Annotated in this window: 13 protein-coding genes and 5 pseudogenes; 7 read left to right on the top strand and 11 right to left on the bottom strand. The window is 67.9% G+C overall.

Features of this window, described 5'->3' with window-relative positions; all coding sequences use genetic code 11:
* Nucleotides 1–61 precede the first annotated feature (61 nt).
* The 4 genes and pseudogenes from D9753_RS06325 to D9753_RS39295 all read right to left on the bottom strand — a co-directional run.
* A pseudogene (locus tag D9753_RS06325) lies at nt 62–586 on the bottom strand (diaminopimelate decarboxylase family protein); the annotation flags it as partial.
* A 515-nt stretch (nt 587–1,101) separates the two neighbouring features.
* A complete protein-coding gene (locus D9753_RS06320; protein WP_121786104.1) occupies nt 1,102–2,070 on the bottom strand; it encodes an alpha/beta fold hydrolase in 969 nt (322 codons plus the stop codon).
* Nucleotides 2,067–2,420: a hypothetical protein gene (locus tag D9753_RS37685; RefSeq protein WP_240468057.1), complete on the bottom strand. Its 354-nt coding sequence runs from the start codon at nt 2,418–2,420 to the stop codon at nt 2,067–2,069. Before D9753_RS37685 ends, D9753_RS06320 begins: the two co-directional genes overlap by 4 nt.
* A 172-nt stretch (nt 2,421–2,592) precedes the next feature.
* Nucleotides 2,593–3,156, bottom strand: a pseudogene (locus D9753_RS39295) (MFS transporter); the annotation flags it as partial.
* A 231-nt stretch (nt 3,157–3,387) separates the two neighbouring features.
* Here D9753_RS39295 and D9753_RS06310 point away from each other — a divergent pair.
* Nucleotides 3,388–3,999: a TetR/AcrR family transcriptional regulator gene (locus tag D9753_RS06310; RefSeq protein WP_121786103.1), complete on the top strand. Its 612-nt coding sequence runs from the start codon at nt 3,388–3,390 to the stop codon at nt 3,997–3,999.
* A gap of 299 nt (nt 4,000–4,298) precedes the next feature.
* Here D9753_RS06310 and D9753_RS06305 read toward each other — a convergent pair whose 3' ends face one another.
* The gene (locus D9753_RS06305) at nt 4,299–4,910 is read right to left on the bottom strand and encodes a TetR/AcrR family transcriptional regulator (protein WP_240468056.1); all 612 of its coding nucleotides are present in this window, start codon (nt 4,908–4,910) and stop codon (nt 4,299–4,301) included.
* An 85-nt stretch (nt 4,911–4,995) separates the two neighbouring features.
* Here D9753_RS06305 and D9753_RS06300 point away from each other — a divergent pair, with 85 nt between their 5' ends.
* Nucleotides 4,996–5,571 carry a TIGR03086 family metal-binding protein gene (locus D9753_RS06300; protein ID WP_121786101.1) on the top strand — a complete coding sequence of 192 codons (576 nt, stop codon included), beginning with the start codon at nt 4,996–4,998 and terminating at the stop codon, nt 5,569–5,571.
* A gap of 199 nt (nt 5,572–5,770) precedes the next feature.
* Here the strand turns inward: D9753_RS06300 and D9753_RS06295 are convergent, their stop codons facing one another.
* The gene (locus D9753_RS06295; protein WP_121786100.1) at nt 5,771–7,996 is read right to left on the bottom strand and encodes an MMPL family transporter; all 2,226 of its coding nucleotides are present in this window, start codon (nt 7,994–7,996) and stop codon (nt 5,771–5,773) included.
* A 140-nt stretch (nt 7,997–8,136) separates the two neighbouring features.
* Here D9753_RS06295 and D9753_RS06290 point away from each other — a divergent pair, with 140 nt between their 5' ends.
* The gene (locus tag D9753_RS06290; RefSeq protein ID WP_121786099.1) at nt 8,137–8,997 is read left to right on the top strand and encodes a TetR/AcrR family transcriptional regulator; all 861 of its coding nucleotides are present in this window, start codon (nt 8,137–8,139) and stop codon (nt 8,995–8,997) included.
* Nucleotides 8,998–9,809: 812 nt separating this feature from the next.
* Here the strand turns inward: D9753_RS06290 and D9753_RS06285 are convergent.
* Nucleotides 9,810–10,496 (bottom strand): SDR family NAD(P)-dependent oxidoreductase, encoded by a 687-nt coding sequence (locus D9753_RS06285; protein ID WP_121786098.1) that lies wholly within the window; start codon nt 10,494–10,496, stop codon nt 9,810–9,812.
* Between the two features lie 83 nt (nt 10,497–10,579).
* Nucleotides 10,580–10,972, bottom strand: a complete 393-nt coding sequence (locus D9753_RS06280) for an ester cyclase (protein ID WP_121786097.1) — start codon at nt 10,970–10,972, stop codon at nt 10,580–10,582.
* A gap of 362 nt (nt 10,973–11,334) precedes the next feature.
* Between D9753_RS06280 and D9753_RS06270 the strand changes: the two genes are divergently transcribed.
* Both D9753_RS06270 and D9753_RS39290 read left to right on the top strand, forming a co-directional pair.
* Nucleotides 11,335–11,943 (top strand): TetR/AcrR family transcriptional regulator, encoded by a 609-nt coding sequence (locus tag D9753_RS06270; protein ID WP_121790930.1) that lies wholly within the window; start codon nt 11,335–11,337, stop codon nt 11,941–11,943.
* Nucleotides 11,944–12,156: 213 nt separating this feature from the next.
* Nucleotides 12,157–12,309: pseudogene (locus D9753_RS39290) on the top strand (IS66 family transposase); the annotation flags it as partial.
* Here the strand turns inward: D9753_RS39290 and D9753_RS39285 are convergent.
* The 3 genes and pseudogenes from D9753_RS39285 to D9753_RS06250 form a co-directional block, all read right to left on the bottom strand.
* Nucleotides 12,272–12,553 (bottom strand): annotated as a pseudogene (locus tag D9753_RS39285) (nuclear transport factor 2 family protein); the annotation flags it as partial. The pseudogenes D9753_RS39290 and D9753_RS39285 overlap by 38 nt on opposite strands.
* 871 nt (nt 12,554–13,424) lie before the next feature.
* Nucleotides 13,425–13,829 (bottom strand): Dabb family protein, encoded by a 405-nt coding sequence (locus tag D9753_RS06255; RefSeq protein ID WP_121786095.1) that lies wholly within the window; start codon nt 13,827–13,829, stop codon nt 13,425–13,427.
* Between the two features lie 175 nt (nt 13,830–14,004).
* Nucleotides 14,005–14,934 carry an NAD-dependent epimerase/dehydratase family protein gene (locus tag D9753_RS06250; RefSeq protein ID WP_240468055.1) on the bottom strand — a complete coding sequence of 310 codons (930 nt, stop codon included), beginning with the start codon at nt 14,932–14,934 and terminating at the stop codon, nt 14,005–14,007.
* Between the two features lie 257 nt (nt 14,935–15,191).
* Between D9753_RS06250 and D9753_RS39280 the strand changes: the two are divergent.
* Nucleotides 15,192–15,410, top strand: a pseudogene (locus D9753_RS39280) (transposase); the annotation flags it as partial.
* Nucleotides 15,411–15,624: 214 nt separating this feature from the next.
* The gene (locus D9753_RS39275; protein ID WP_394346826.1) at nt 15,625–16,002 is read left to right on the top strand and encodes a hypothetical protein; all 378 of its coding nucleotides are present in this window, start codon (nt 15,625–15,627) and stop codon (nt 16,000–16,002) included.
* The last annotated feature ends 106 nt before the right edge of the window (nt 16,003–16,108 follow it).

Here is a 16,108-nt window from a genome sequence, read left to right as displayed (position 1 = left end):
CCCCCCGGACCCCGGACTACAGCAGTCCTTCGGCGATGGCGACGACGGGGAGAGCTCGGTGCTACAGGCCGATGTCCCGGCGGCTCATGTCGTCCAGTGATTCGCGGCGGACGAGCGTGTGGGCGAGTCCGTCCGCGACCGCGACGACGGGCGGTCGGCCGACCATGTCGTAACCGGACGCCATGGACAGGTGGTAGGCGCCGGCCGCCGGGACGGCGAGGAGTTCGCCGGGGCGTATGTCACCCGGGAGCGCGACGTCGTCCGCGAGGACGTCGCCCGCCTCGCAGTGCCGGCCCACGACGGTGACGAGCCGTGGTGGCACCGCCGGCGGGCGGCCGATGAGCCGGGGCGCGTACCGCACTCCGTACAGCGCGGGCCTGGGGTTGTCGCTCATGCCGCCGTCCACGGCGACGAAGACGTGCTGCCCGGTGCGCTCGATGGCGAGGACCCGGTAGACGGCGACGCCCGCGGGGCCGATGACCGCCCGGCCGGGTTCCAGGGTGAGCTGCGGCACGGTCAGGCCGGCACGGACGCAGCCTTCCTCCAACTCGGCGCGGACGCGGCCGGCCGGGACGCTCACGTTCAGGAGGCGGGCCGTCGTCGCGTAACGGCCGTGTCTATGAGCCCACAGGTACTCTGCCGCGACAGCCCAGTACTACAGCCTCAGATCTTGAGGTTGTGATCGGTTCTGCTCGGGTTGCCGCCAGGGGCGGAGGCGGGCTGGGAGGGGGTCGCCGCGCCGGTTGTAGTGGCTGACGGTGGCCCGGGTCTGGTGCAGGGCTCGCCAGTGATGCTGCTGGAGGTGGTAGGCGGGCCTTGACCCAAGGCCGGATTTAAGGGCTTGGGTCAAGGCCCCACGCGGACAGCGGAGCGTCGGGGCTCGCCTGGACGAACAGCTCACCGGAAGATCAGCGGGGTGCGCGCCGTATCGAAGGGCGCCCAGGGGGTTCCGCGCAGTCCACGACGAAGCCCCTGCGTACCCCGGAGTTCGGCGAGCGTCACGGTCAGACCGAACGCCGCCCGGTCGAACGCAGAGGGACGGCAAGACGGCGCGGGTTTAAGCTGCTCTTCCGAGGTGGCTGTGTATGTCTTGGAGCCCTTCTACCGCGACATTGCCGGATAATTATTCGGGTTATCCCGGTATGGGGCCAGAAACGTGGTGAGGGCGGCCAGCATCGCTTCCGGTGCCTCTTCCGGCGGGTAGTGGCCGCACTCGGGAATGATGAGGCTTTGCACGTCGTCGGCCGCGAGCCTCATGGTGTTGCCGACCATTTCGCCCGAGTTGTCCGCTCCTGCAATCGTCAGGATGGGGAGGGTGAGCGGTCGTGACTTGCGCCGCTGGTTCTGCGCGATGGTCGTGTCGAGCGCGCGGTAGAACTCGAAGCTGGCACGCAGGGCGTCCGGGTCAGCCGCGAGGATGTCGACGTAGTGCTTGACGGCGTAGTCGGGCAGCTTCTTCGTGGCTTTGGTCGCGAACTGGTGGCCGAAGTAGAGGTGTTCACGCCCCTTGACCAGTCGTTCATTGATCTCGCTGAGCCGGTTGAAGCCGAAGTGCCAGAGTCGGTCGTTGGACTCCGCACTGCCGAACAGAGGTGGTGACGGGGACAAGCCTGGGATCGCGGCTTCGGCGACGGCCAGACGATCGAGCCGGTCGGGGTGATCCGCGGCCAGGGCATAGCCGGTCCACATTCCGATATCGTGGCCGACCATGGCGAATCGTTGGTGTCCCAGCGCGGTCATCAGCGCGGCGAGGTCGTCGGCGAGGGTGCCGGTGTCGTACCCGTCGCAGGGCTTGTCGGACAGTCCGACGCCGCGTGGGTCGACCGCGACGACACGGAAGTCTCTGGCCAGCGCGGGCATGAGAAGGCGCCAGGCGTACCAGGTCTGGGGCCAGCCGGCCAGCAGCAGCAGGGCGGGTCCTTCACCGCCGATGACCGCGTGCAGGCGCAGTTCGCCGGTGTCGATGTAACGGCTCGTGAACGTATCGCTGAATCGGGCCGCGAGCTTCGGTGCCTGCGACACGGAGCCAGGGCCGTCGGGTGGGGGCAGGTCGATCGTGGACCGGCTCATGATTGTTCCTTTCGTGGATGCAGCAAGTACGGTGCTGCGGGTCGCCTTCGGGCGGTGGCGAGCGTTGTGGCGGCCACGGCGACAGGCGGCAGCGAGGTCGCGATGCCCTGGCCGAGGATCTGGTCAAGCGGTCCCAGGGCCAGGGTGGGCACGATCGTGCCGGCATATGCGGCGAGGAAATCGTCGACAGCAGATCCGCCCAGGCCGACGCCGGTGCCCGCCAGCAGGGGGCCGATCACGAATAGCGGCAGCGACCGTACCCACTGCCCGGTTTGGAAGACCGCGATGCCCGCGACAAGGAAAGCAGTCGAAAGCCGGCCGTCGCGCAGCCAGCGCCCGGGGGCGGCCACTTGGGCGATCAGGGCGATGAGGAACAGCAGCGCAGCTCTGCGCCGATCGCGGCGAGGTTGCGAACGTGCAGTTGTTCGCGCAGGAATGAGGGCACCAGCGAGGAGAACATCCGCTGACGGCGAAGGCGGCCAGGACGGCCGCCGTGGCGGCGCTCGCAAATTCCGGCCGATCTGCCCGCCGGTCGGGCAGGGTCGGTCGGCGCACGGACAGGACGGGGCGTCGCCGAACGGCAACGGTCTCCGGGACGACGGCGAGGGCGGGAAACGCCAGTGCCCGGGTGCCCGGATACGCCCAGAACACCAGGCGCGTGGGGTCCGCGCCGTACTGGGCGAACAGACCCGCCGTGACGGTGCCCAGCCCTAGTCCGCCCATGCTCGCGGCAGTGGACACGATCGACGTTCGCCGTGCGCGAGGTTCTCCGGCCAGCTCATTGAGTGCTGCGGTAGCGGTTGCGGTGAACACACCGGTGGCCAATCCGCACAGGAACCGCGCCACCAGCAACGTTCCGACGTCGCATGCAAACAAAACCAAGGCGGTGCTCGCAGTCGCGGCGGCCAGGGCGCCGACCAGGAGCGGGCGACGCCCCGTATGGTCGGACAGGGATGCGAACATCATCAAAGCCAGCGCCGTTCCCCATGCGTAGACGGCGAACACCAGCGTCGTGGTGAACGGTCCGAAGCCCATTCGCGGCGCCCGGAGCGCGTACAGCGGAATCGGCAGCGTCCACCCCAGCATGACCAGGGCGTACACCGCAGCTACGCGCCAAAATCCGGTACGCGCCCGCGAGCCCCCTTCGGGCGTGAGGGCCTTGGCCAAAACCTCGCGTGCCCTCTCAACGATCACGGCGGCACCTTCCAACTTCGGTACGAGTGCCTTCACGCCAGCCATCTTGGAACGATCGGTAAAGATATCTTGGATCGATCGGTACAGCAAGTGTGTAGAATCACGAGGGAATGCAGGAGGAACATGTCAGGCCGCAAGCAGTTCGACGTTGACACGGCTCTGGACCAGGCGATGCGCGTGTTCTGGGAACGCGGGTACACAGACGCCTCGCTGGACGTCCTGGGGTCCGCCACGGGTCTCGGCCGCGGCTCCCTCTACGGCACCTTCGGCGGCAAGGACGCGCTCTTCCGCCAGTGCCTCGACCGCTACGCCTCGACCTACGGCACTCGATACGAGCAGGCCCTCACCACCCATGCCGGCGACCCGGTACGCGCCATCGAGGCATTCTTCGACGTCGTCCTCGCGCGCATCGCCGATCCGTCTGTCCCTGCGGGGTGCCTCATCGCCCAGTCCGCAGCGCAGGCGCCGATACTCAAGGGGGACAACAGCGCTCACGTGCGCACCCTGCTCGACACCCAGCGCCGGCGAGTGCGCACAGCCCTGACGGGCCCCTCGGCCGCCCCTGAGGAACTGGCGGACGAACTGGCCACGTTCGTCGTCGCAGTCAATCAGTCGCTGGCCGTCCTCAGCCGCGCCGGCACCACGGACACGGAGCTACGGGCCGTGGCGCGGCTCGCCTGTCAGACGGTGGCAGACACCCTTCGCGCGACACCGGAGCATGCCGCCTGTGACTGACGGCTGACGACGCCGGCCAGCCCGCAAAGTGCTCCGCCGCAGTGATCCGGCACCGCGATCGCCGGGCATGGAATGCACCGCCTACACCTGTCGACCGTTCATCGGCGTGGCGCCGTTGCGACCGGACGTACGTCGGCCTGGCGGAAGGGCGGCAGCGGGCCGTCGGGGATTTCGACGCAGGTCGTCAGCCGAGTCAGGTCGAAGGAGGTCCACGGCCGAGGCGCCGGCCGTTCCCGGCGGCTGCACATCGCGCGGCCCGCCGCGCCCACGACGGCGTGCGGTTCTGGCCGGCCACTTCCTTACGTGCCGAGCAGCGCGGCGGTGAGGCATCGGTGCAGCCAGTCGGCGGAGCGGTCGAGCGGCCAGTGGCAGTCGTCGGTCAGGGTGAAGTAGGAGGCGTTGCCGAGGAAGTACCAGAGCACATCCGCAGCCTCGTCGACGGTGACTCCGGCGCGCAGTGCGCCCAGTTCTGCGAGCCGGGCCGCAGTGGCCCGCAATCCGCGGCGCAGGCTGTCGTGCGCCGTGCCGACGGTCTCCCGGATCCCGGCGTCCTGGGGTGCGGCGGCGATCGCCTGACGCATGATCGGCGACCAGAGCTCGAACTCGCTTCGAGTGCCGTCCACGAGCATGCGCAGCAGCGCGCCGGGGTCGGTTTGCGCAGCGATCCGCTCGTAGATGCCGCCGGCCTCGGCGGCGCGCACCCCGTCCTCGATGAGTGTGCGTAGCACACCGCTCTTGCCTCCGACCGCCGCGTAGACGGTGGGCGCTGCTACCCGCGCTGCGCGGGCGATGTCCTGCACTCGGGTGTCGAAATAGCCCCGTTCGACGAACAGTGCCCGCGCTGCCAGCAGGATCGCTTGACGGGTCGCAGCCGCGTACTCGGCCCGCCGTCCGGCTTCTTGTGTCACCACCCCTATGACTGTAGACCCTGCCCGATCGTCGATCGTTGACAGTAGACTACACTCGATATAGCGACCTATCAGAGAGAGTGGTTCCATGATCTTTCCGGTACTCGAGGACCTGGCTCGCCAGTTCCCCGGCATCACTCCCGCGCAGGACAAGCTCCCCACACCGTGCGACGGCTTTGACGTGAGCACGTTGCGCCGCCACCTGCTGGGCTGGCTCACCTACTTCGATGCTGCCTTCACTGACCCGTCCGGCAGCGACCGGCCCGACCCGTCCGCGTTCACGGGCCCCGACCACCCGAGTGCCGTGATCGCGCACCTCACCGCCACGATCCGATCGGCCCTGGCCGGCGGCCTGGCGACAGCTACAGTGAACGTTCCGCTGCTGGGTGGCGCCTATCCGGGCTCCGTGGTCATCGACCTGCTGTTGATCGAAACGCTCGGCCACGGCTGGGACCTGGCCCGTGCGACCGGCCAGCGATGGAACCCGGACCCGCAGACCTGCCGGCATGCCCTCACCGTGCTCGAAGGCGTGATCCAGCCGGAATACCGTGGCCCCGGCATGCCCTTCGGCCCCGAAATCGCCATCGACGCAAGCGCACCACCTCTGGACCGGCTGGTCGCTTTCACCGGCCGCGACCCCGATTGGGCGCCCCCCGTGCGCTGATGAGCGCCTGCGGCGTCGTCCTCGCTTGACGGACCGGCGGGGCGGGTGGCAACTGCCACCCGCCCCGCCGGTCCGTGCGCCCTGGATCATCCGCACGCCGAGGACGGCCGGGGGCTTTGCCTCGTCAGCAGGATCGCGGCCCGCTGGGTGGTATCGCCCTGGCCGGACTCCGCGCCGGGCAGGACGCTGTGGGCCGGGGTCAACCCCATGAGACTGCGGGTTCGGGCGCGGCAGCGGGCTCGGGCGCGCTTTCGCTGAGGCCGAACCGGCTGTGGAACCTGCGCAGGAAGCCGGGCGCGTACCAGGCCGAGCCGCCGAGCAGGCGCATCGCGGCCGGGACGAGGACACCGCGGATGGCGACGGCGTCGATGAGGATGGCCAGCCCGCTGCCCAGGCCGAACATCTGCATGAAGCTGAGCTTGGACGTACCGAAGGCGAAGAAGCTCACCGCGAGCAGGCAGGCGGCGGCGGTGACGATGCGCCCGGTGTGCCCGAGGCCGTTGGTGACGGCGGACTCGGTGTCCTCGCCCTGGTCGTGGAGTTCCTTGATCCGGCTGGTGACGAACACCTCGTAGTCCATCGACAGACCGAAGACGATGCAGAACATCAGCACGGTCATCGACATCTCCATCGGCTGCGCCGTGAAGCCGAGCAGGGAGGAGAGATGGCCGTCCTGGAAGATCCAGGTCATGATGCCGAGCGTCGCCACCAGGGTGATCGCGTTCAGGACCAGGGCGCGCAGCGGCTGCACGATACTGCCGGTGAACAGGAAGAGCAGGACGAACGTGGTCAGAACGACCAGGCCGATGGCGAGCGGGATTTGGTCGCTGATGGAGTGCTTGGCGTCGACCAGTTCGGCGTCGATGCCGCCCACCAGCGGGTGGGTGCCGGGGGGCGGGGTGAGCGCCCGTACGTCGGCGACCAGGCTCTGTGCCGCGTCGGACTTCGGCGTCAAGGAACTGACGACGCTGATCCGTTGGCCGTCGGGGCGGCTGAGGTTGGCGCTGCCAGGACCGGCCGCCGCTTCCTGCCCGTGGGTGTAGGTTCCGGTGCTGGTCTCGACCCGTACCACGCCCTTGAGCTGGGACAGTTGATCGGCGTACGTATCCAGCGGGGCTTTGTCCGCGTTCTGGCCGACGTTCTGGCCGATGACGATCTGGAGGGCGGCGTTGTCGTTGCCGTTGAAGTTCTCTTGGAGCGTCGCGGAGACCTGGCGGCTCTCGGCGTCCTTGGGCAGCACGCGTTCGTCCGGGGTGCCGAAGGTGATGCCGAGCAGCGGGCTCGCCGCCACCAGCAGGACCGCGAGGACGGGCAGCGCGGTGAGCGCGGGCCGCCGCATGACGGTACGCGCCAGCCGCGCCCATATGGAGACGCGCGTGGTGGTGTTCGCGGTCTTCGCCCAGGGCATCTGCCCCTTGTTGACCCGGTGCCCCAGGACGACGAGCAGCGGCGGCATGACGAACAGCGCGCTGACGGCCGCGATGGCGACGACGCCGACCCCGGCGAAGCCGAACGAGCGCAGGAAGTATTGCGGGAAGACGAGAAGCGCCGCGAGTGCGGCGGCCACGGTGGAGGCGGAGAACGCTACGGTGCGGCCGGCGGTGTGCACCGTCCGGCGGACGGCGTCCTCCACGCTCGCGCCGGTCGCGAGCTGTTCCCTGAACCGGCTGATCATCAACAGGCCGTAGTCGATGCCCAGTCCCAGACCGAGAGCCGTGGTGAGGTTGGTCGCCGTGTTCGAGACGCTGGTGACGTCGGCGAGCAGGGACAGTTCGGCGAACGAGCCCAGGATGGCGATGACGGCGATGGCCAGCGGCAGCAGCGCGGCGACCACGCTGCCGAAAACGAACAGCAGCAGGATGAGAGTCAGCGGGATCGCGATCAGCTCGGCCAGTTCAAGATCCTCAACCACCTGCGTCGACATGTCGTTGCCGACGGCGGCCACCCCACCGGCCCGTACCGTGAGGGCTTTGTTGTACGTGCCGTCGTAGTCGTCGAGCAGGCTCGTGGCGTTCTTCTGCCGCTGGGTCGGGTCGCCCTTGACGTGGGCGAGGACCATGGCCTCGCGGCCGTCCTTGGACAGGAGTTGGGCGCTCCGCGTGTCCCAGTAGGAGACGACGTTCGCGAGCGTCTTCTCCTTCTTCAGGCTCGCGACCAGTGCCTTGCCGTTCTGCTCGGCGGACGGGGTGTCGACCCGGCCGTCGCCGGCGCGGACCAGCAGGACGAGGTTGGTCTCGCCGCCGAATTTCTTGTCGATGAGATTGCGTGCCCGGGTGGACTGGGAAGCCGGGTCATCGAAACCGCCGCCCAGCAGCTTGGTGAATGCGCCGCTACCGAGGGCACCCATGAGAGCTGTCGCCACGATGGCGACGATGAGTACCAGCCGGGCCCGGCGAATCGCCAGCTCGGCTATGCGTTCGAACACGCGGAATCTCCTTTGAGGTCAATGTGTCTGCGGGGACGCGACGACGCTAGGGGAGGCCACGGGGAAGTTGGCAGTGCGAGATTTACCTGACAGTGCTCGGTTTATGTTCAGGTGCCAGAGGCGCACCGTAGGGTGGGCCCATGCCCGTACCCGAACGGCCGAAGACCGCCGCCCCGCCGGCTCCGTCCGCGCCGTCTACTCCCTCCGCCCCGGCCGCTCGATCCGCCTCATCTGCTCCGCCCACGCTGCGGGAGCGGCGACGGGCCACAGCGGTGCGGGAGATCCTGGACGCCGCCGAACTGCACATCACCGAGCACGGTCCTGAGGGGCTGTCCCTGCGGGCCGTCGCGCGCAGCCTCGGCATGACCGTGCAGGCGCTCTACCACTACTTCCCCAACCGGCATGCCCTCGTCACGATGCTCGTCACCAAGGGGTACGAGGATCTGTTCGCCGCCGTCCAGGCCGCCGTCGACTCGGCTGCGGGCGCTGGGGGCACTGCGGCGGACTCGGTGGCGGACCGGCCGTTCGTGTCGCGGCTGCTGGACGCGGCCGAGGGCTACCGGCGCTGGGCCGTCAACCATCCAGAGCGGTTCAAGCTCCTGTTCGGGACACCCCTGCGGGGCTACGCGGCCCCGGCCGACGGCGCCTCCACCATGGCCGCCCGCCGGATGAGTGCGATCTTCCAGCGTGAGCTCTTCGGCGGCTTCAGCCTGGAGCAGCTCGCGGCGGCCGACATCCCTTCGCTGTCGCCCCAGTTCCGGGCCTACCTGGACCATCTGCCCCCGGACGGGCCGGGAGTCCTCCCGCCGCCCGCGATCGCCCTGCTCATGGAGGCATGGGGGCGCATGCACGGCATGGTCGTTCTCGAGGTGTTCGGACACACCTCGTTCCTCGGAGACCACGAGGCCGAGCTCTTCCACCTTGCGATGCGCAACATGCTCGCGGACATCCACCGGCGGATTTCGGGGAGCGCGGGCGCCGTTGGAGCCGGGGCGGTGTGAGGCGCGTCCAGATGTGACGCGCGTCCGGGCGGTGGCGTCAGAAGCGCCGCTCGTGCGGCAACGGCGCGCACGGCCCGCGCGTCCACGACTGGACGAGGGCCGAAGTGCGCCTCCTGGCAGTGAGCCGACCGGCAGCACCGGGTGGCCGGCCGCCGCTGGGCGGTCGAGGCGTGCTTCGGGCGATACGGGGCCCGCCTTGAGTTGAGTGAACTCACCGGGGCGCGGAGCGGGTCGGACCACAGGCCGGCCGGCCAGGAAAGGGCTGTATGCCGCTCGCCCCGTATCTGGGGGCACCTGTTGTCGGCCTCCACGGGGAAAGGCGCTTCGCAATCGGGCAAGCAATCCGCAGACCTGCGAGCGCCTGGCCGATCCGTTCACATGTGGTGGCGTGCCCACCGCACTCCCGGACCTCCCACCTGGTCACAACCGAGGTGGCCGGTGATCTCGCCCTCCACAGCGGACTCCAGCACTCGCTGGGTCATCTGCTGCGGCAGACCACCGCACCGGTCAGCTTCATGCCCTCGCTTCGGGTCCGGCCGACCAGCGCTCGCGCCGGACCCTCGCCGGCGGCGGCGAGGGTCCGCACCATGCACTGCATGCTGGACAGCAGCTCGTCCGTGTGGGTGGCGGGCGATCAGGTCCATGGCGGAGAGCGCCCTGTCGTGGATGCGCGGGGGCGAGGCGGTCGGCGTGCACGACGTCGAGGAATGTGGCCGGCGCCGCTCGCCCGCACGGGAAGGGACACCGAATGGATGTGGCCGGTGACCCGCCGGCCTGGGCGCGGCTGGCCCCTCCCAGCCGCGCTGGCCTGCCTACCAGGGCACCTCCCCGTTTTCGTCCTGGAAGGTGCCGGTCGGGCCGTCCGCGTCGAGTGTGGCGAGACGTACGACGACCCTCGCGCTCTCCTCCGGCGTCCTGCCGACACCGAAGGCCGCCGTCAGGTCCGTCGCGGTGGTGCCGGGTTCGACGGCGTTGAACTTGATGCTCGGATGGGCCTTGGCGTACTGGACGGTGAGCATGGTGGCGGCGGCCTTGGACGCCGAGTACAGCGCCAGCGGCAAGGCGTACTCCGGACGGTCCGGGTTGGTCACGGCCCAGAAGGATCCGGCGCTGCTGGAGACGGTCACCACGGTGGGGTTCGCGGACTTGCGCAGCAGGGGCAGCGCCGCTTCCGTGACCCGCACGAGGCCGACCGCGTTGGTGTCGAAGGCGCGCAGGGCGGTGGGGCCGTCGAGGGCTCCGTCCCCCAAGATGCCTGCGTTGTTCACCAGGACGTCGAGCCGGCCCTCGGCCGCGTCGATGGCCGCCAGCGCGCTGTGCACGGAGGCGTCATCGGTCACGTCGAGCTGCACGAATCTCGCGTCCAACGCCGCCGCGGCCTGCTGTCCGCGCTCGACGTCCCGCGCGCCGAGGTAGACCACGTGGCCCACCGCCAGTAGCTGTCGGGCGGTCTCGAAGCCGATGCCCTTGTTGGCCCCGGTGATCAGTGTGATGGTCATGCAGATCCTCGCAAGTGAAGTGCCCGAGCGGGCCATTCTCGGTATGCGGACATGTCCAAGTGGGGCAGGCGCGAAGTTGCAGGTCAGCCGGTTAGCTGCCGGCGCAGTTCACCGGCGTCGTGCAGGGCGGTCATGTGCACGAACCGCCCGTCGCGGACCTGGTAGATGGCGTACTCGACGATCTCGAACGAGGCGCCGGTGGGAGCCACGCCGAGCCAGGGCTTCACGGGGGTGCCGGTGTTGACCAGGCGCGCAGCCAGACGGTCACCGTCGAAGAGCAGCTCCTGCAACTCCCAGTGCAGGTCCGGTACCGCGTCCACGTCCTGCCGCTGCACGGCCAGGAGGTCGTCGCGGGTGGCGGGCTCCCCGTTCAACGTGGTCCGTTCGTTGATGAATGCGTCCATGCCATCGAATTGGTGGGCGTTGAGCGCTTCGAGGTAGCGCCGGTAGAACGTGCGCAGATCACTGTCGGACATGTGAGGGCCTTTCTGTGGGGTGGCTCCGGATCGGAGCCGCGCGTGGAGGGTTCCGAACGGGAATGCCGCCGCGGCCGCGCCGGACGGCCGCGGCCGCGGAGGGGGCCCGCCGGTCAGCGTCACGTCGGAGCAAGGCGCTGTGCTCGGCTGAGGTTGGCGATGAGCTCGTCGCGCGTTTGGTGCGCCAGCGCGGCCCAGGCGGGTTGACCGGGGGCCGTGCGCCACGAGGCGCTCAATGGACTGTTGTTGACGGTGTCGAAGCCGACCTGGTCGTAGAGCCGGGTCCACTTCTGCAGCAGTCGCTGCAGAAGTGGACCGTAGCATTTCTGCAGCGATCACTGCGGAAGGGGTAGGGTGTGGGGGTGGAGACGAAACCGACCGGCCCGATCGGCCGACCGCGAGGATTCGACGCCGACGCCGCCCTTGAGCGCGCCATGCTGGTGTTCTGGCAGCACGGCTACGAGGGGGCCAGCACCGCCGGCCTGACGCACGCGATGGGTATCTCCACCACCAGCATGTACGCCGCGTTCGGCAACAAGGAGCAGCTGTTCCGCAAGGTGTTGGAGCGCTACACCGACGGCCCGAGCGCCTACCTGGCCCAGGCCCTGGAGCAGCCGACCGCCTTTGGCGTCGCCACCGCCATCCTGGCCGGCACCGTGCGCACCACCACCCGCGCGGGCCACCCCCACGGCTGCCTGGGCGTCCAGGGGGCCCTGACCACCAGCGAGTCCGGCCAGGACGTCCGCGCCCTCCTCGTCGACTGGCGCACTACCGGATACGCCCGCATCCGCGAGCGGTTCCGGCGCGCCGTCGATGACGGCGATCTGCCCCCGCAGACCGACCCCGGCCTCCTGGCCCGCTACCTCACCACCGTCGCCTACGGCATCGCCGTCCAGGCCGCGAGCGGCGTCGCCCGCGACGACCTGCAGGAGCTGGCCGACGCCGCCTTGCGCCACTGGCCCCTGTCCTGACACCGCCGCGGCGGCGGGGGGCCGTGCCGTGCGGGCCTGGCGGGTGATCATCTATCGGCGGCGTGATGGGCAACTTCCCGGGTTGTCGAGCACCGGCTCGTGGCGCGGCGGTGCGGATGCGCGACGGCGACCTGCGCGAATGCTCCGGCCGGGGTGGACGCGCCGGTGCAGTACGGGCCCCTCCAAAAGCGCGCGGAGTGAGCCGCGCGAGCTGTGATTTCCCCTGCGTTTGAGACGGGTGTGTCAAGCGGGCGATGGTGTGGCGCCGGTCCGCTCGGTCGCCGTTTTCCGTTCGACAACAACGCCGCCGAACGGGAAGTCCGCATGGTCAAAGTCCGGCAGAAGATCTCCGGTGGCATGCGGACCCTGACCGGCGGAACACCGCTGCCATCTGCGTTCTTACCTCGCCACCGCCACCAAACACGGCATCGATCTGCTCCCATTCGGACCACACCTCGGACCCCGAAACCGCTGTCCGCAGAACTCTTGCTTGCAGATCGGGCACTCGGGTAAATACCAAGGACCAGTTCATCAGCACACGCTCCCGCCCAGTAAAACTATCTGCAGGACGGTGCGGCACCTCCGCCGCGTAGTCGGCAGTGAAGCAGTCGGCGACTCGTTGCGAGGATTGAGGTTAGCGCAATCCGATCCAATAGAACGGAGCGACTACAAAAAATCATCCGCCCGGCCGGCCCGGGCAGCACCGTAAGCGCCGGAGGCAGTCGTAACAATAGTATGAGCAGCGCGGTTCCGATCGAGCCGCCGACCTGATTCATCGGGGCCGGGATGGGGACGATCATGCCCGCGTCGGTGGTCGCGACGCTCGGAGTGGAGCCGCAATACGTATGAGCGGCAGCAGTAAGCGAGCGGTGTAGCCGCTATCCACCTGTAGCCGGGTGAACAGCACCAACGCGGTCGCCGCTAGCAGCATGCCGAGCTAAACCACGACCTTCGGACCGAACCGCGGCACAAACACGTTTTTTCCCAGGCTGCGCGGCCAGTACCAGCGTCGCGATCATCGGCAGGAAAGCAACGCCGGTCCTGACCGGTGGGAATCCGAGTGTTGATTGCACCTAATACGTCACGAACAACAACACGGCGAACAGGCCGATGCCCCCCACTATTACCGAGACGAAGGACGCGACTCGGTCGCGGTCGCGCAGTATCAGCAGCGGCAACAACGGATACGCGGCATGGTGCTGCCAGAGCACAAAGACAGCGAGTAACACAGCGGCTCCGACGAGGAAGCCCCACGATGCCAGCGAGCTCCAACCCTATGGTTCAGCGTTTGGGGAGCCTAACACCAGGCTGAACAATGCCGTAGACACTAGCAGCGTGCCAGCGTCTTGCTCGAGGAAGTCACGTCATCTCTCTGCTGGTGACGAATTCGGATGACGTCTGCTCTACGGTGCGGTGATTGCGTCACGACCGGCAGGTGCTGTGTGCCTTGCTGCGTATACTTGCCGGTCGTGACGTGCTGATTAGTCGTTCGCGCCGGCGCCGCGGAAGTCTGGGACGTCCGAAAGCATGCTGGGAATCTCCGGGTTCAGGGCGCTGCGGCGGCGGTGCAGCTCTTCGATTTTCGCGTACAGGTCAGGGTCATCGTCGTCGCTGATGTCGAAGATGTCGAGGCGTTCGAGCAGCGCCAGGCCCAGATGGTCAGTCCCGATAGTCGCGGGGTGGGTCAGGTACTCGTAGAGGCCGTCGAGGTCCTCAACGACGAAGACACAGCTGTAGTCGAAGTCCCCGCCGAGATCGCGGCCAACCATGAAAGACTTCACGGCCGGGTTGGACCGTCCTTGGTTGCGCCAACTTTCCAAGGCAGCCTCGATTTGCTCGGGGGTGACTTCGGCCTTAGCCTTCGCGCGGTTGATGTGGTAGATCATGGCTACTCCTGTCGTTGTTTCTCACTGCCGAAAAGGGATACCTTTCACGACACAGCCCAGATGGTGGGCCTCATCGCAGGATTGACGCAAATGCGACAAGGGCTGATTCGCCGGACGTGTCATGACGAAGCGAAGTGCCGGAATCGCTGCTTGCCGTCGAAATCGGGAGGCGGGATCAAGCCGCGGCCGCGCTCACCTGATCATTGACAATGATGTCTAGGTCGGTGGCTGTGAGGCCGAAGGTGTCAGCTGTTTTTGAGGCGTCCATGAGGAACGGTGAGTACCACTGATAGTCCATTTCGGCCATTTCACGCGCTGTCGGCACGAGAAGCCCGGCTGTGCGCATTGCCGCGCGTGGCATCGGGATCAGCTTGACCGGGGGCCGACCTGCAGCGGCGGCGTAGCGCCGCGCCAGTTCACGGATGCTGATGGCCGGTGGCGACGGCACATGCCACGCCTGACCCCACGCACGCTCATCATTCCCAAGTGCGACCAGGGCCTGAGCCATGTCTCCGTTGAAGGTGAAGGTATGTGGCGCGTCTAGATCGGCAGGCACCCAGGCTGCTCGGCCCGTCTTCATTGCCGGCTCAATGATTATGGAATACAGGCCATTCGAGTCCCTGCCGATGTAGTCGGACCCGCGAACCTCCACAGTGCGGATTCCGGCGTTAAGGGCCTGCTCCCACAGCCGTTTACGGAGACGGCCTTTAGGGCCAGTGGCGGCCATGGGGGTGTATTCGTTCATCATGCCGCCAGGCTGCGGGCCGTAAGCGTACATGCTGCCAGTAATTGCCAGCACGGCCCTGTTTGCTTTCGCGGCTGTGATGACCGCATTCTGCATGGGCGGCAACAGTCGTTCCCACATTGTGTAGGAAGGCGGGTTCGCGCAGTGATAGATTACCTTTGCGCCGCGAGACAGTTCGGTCAAGCGGCCCGGGTCGGAGGCATCCGCGGCGACCCGTTCGACCTGCGGATACTCCGGGCCCGAGCCGCTGCGCGTGATAATGCGGACGCTTTCACCGCGGTCGGCGAGCAGGCGAGCGACATTCGTGCCGATGGAACCGGCGCCGATAACGACATGTATGGCCATGGTGAGCTCTTTCATATAGATAGGTGTCCCGGGTTCGTTAAAGACTCAGAACAAAGTTCGTCGACGGCACTTGTGGACACTAATCGGCCTGAGTTTGGGCCGCAGGGCAGACCTCGGATCGGCGGTTCTTCACGTTTCCGTATGCTGCCGCCTGTCAGTGAGACGCTATCCGGGCCTCGCTGCGATTTGGCAGGGATAGGTTTTTCTAACACTGTCAGGTGCTACAGCCTCAGATCTTGTGACTGGTGATCGGTGCTGACCGTTGTCCGGCCATGCTGATGCTGGACGACACCCAGGTGATCAAGAAGGGTGACAAGTCCGTTGGGATCGGCCACCAGCACTGCGGGACGACCGGTGACGTCCGCAACTGCCAAGTCATGGTGATGCTCACCTATGCCGCCGCGAGTGGCCACACCTTCTACGACCGGCGTCTGTACCTGCCGCAGTCCTGGACCGGCGATCGTGAGCGGTGCCGGGCGGCCGGAGTCCCCGACGAGGTCGCCTTCGCCACCAAGCCGAAGATGGGCCTCGCCATGCTGCAGGGCGCGGTGGCCGGTGACCTGCTGCACTACGCCACGGTGCGCGAGCAGTGGGAACGCCGCAGCCAGGGCGAGGGCGCCAAGGGACAGCGAGCCTACGACTGGACCTGGTTCGAGGTGACCCTGCCCGGACAGATACCGGCCGACGGCTTCGCCCACCAGACTGTTGATCCGCCGAAGCACCGAGAAGAAGCAACTGGCCGGCGGCCACGTCGACTTCGAGTACGCGTACTTCCTCGTCCATGCCCCGGCCGCCGACCCGGTCACCGAGGCGATCGTGAGGGCCGGGGTCCGCTGGAAGATCGAGGAGAACAACGAACTCGCCAAACAGATCACCGGCCTCGGCCAGTACCAGGTCCGCCGATGGACGTCCTGGCACCGGCACGTCACCTGCGCGATGCCCGCCCTGGCCTTCCTAACCGTCCAGCGCGCCCGCCACCCCGACCCAGAACCAGAACCCGATCTCCCCGGGCAGCGCGCCGGCCCTGACCCGGCAGACGAGGGAAGAGCGCAGGAGACGGCGGGAAGGGGCGCCTTCCGCTGATCCGGCTGACCGTCCCAGCCCTCGCCTGTCTCCTCGCGGCCACCGCCCTGACCGCCCACCACAGCGACGCCTACCACCTCCAGCAGCATCACTGGCGAGCCCTGCA

Origin of the sequence: Streptomyces dangxiongensis, from assembly GCF_003675325.1 — a bacterium.
Lineage (GTDB): Bacteria > Actinomycetota > Actinomycetes > Streptomycetales > Streptomycetaceae > Streptomyces > Streptomyces dangxiongensis.
The sequence above is the reverse complement of the archived record's forward strand: the minus strand, read 5'-3'. Positions and strand labels throughout refer to the sequence as shown.

Excerpts from the sequence above, each read along its gene's own strand:
- D9753_RS06320 (WP_121786104.1), bottom strand. The coding sequence starts at position 2,070 with ATGAGCCGGTCCACGATCGACCTGCCCCCACCCGACGGCCCTGGCTCC.
- D9753_RS06310 (WP_121786103.1), top strand. The coding sequence starts at position 3,388 with ATGTCAGGCCGCAAGCAGTTCGACGTTGACACGGCTCTGGACCAGGCG.
- D9753_RS06300 (WP_121786101.1), top strand. The coding sequence starts at position 4,996 with ATGATCTTTCCGGTACTCGAGGACCTGGCTCGCCAGTTCCCCGGCATC.
- D9753_RS06290 (WP_121786099.1), top strand. The coding sequence starts at position 8,137 with ATGCCCGTACCCGAACGGCCGAAGACCGCCGCCCCGCCGGCTCCGTCC.
- D9753_RS06285 (WP_121786098.1), bottom strand. The coding sequence starts at position 10,496 with ATGACCATCACACTGATCACCGGGGCCAACAAGGGCATCGGCTTCGAG.
- D9753_RS06280 (WP_121786097.1), bottom strand. The coding sequence starts at position 10,972 with ATGTCCGACAGTGATCTGCGCACGTTCTACCGGCGCTACCTCGAAGCG.
- D9753_RS06255 (WP_121786095.1), bottom strand. The coding sequence starts at position 13,829 with ATGATCTACCACATCAACCGCGCGAAGGCTAAGGCCGAAGTCACCCCC.
- D9753_RS06250 (WP_240468055.1), bottom strand. The coding sequence starts at position 14,934 with ATGAAAGAGCTCACCATGGCCATACATGTCGTTATCGGCGCCGGTTCC.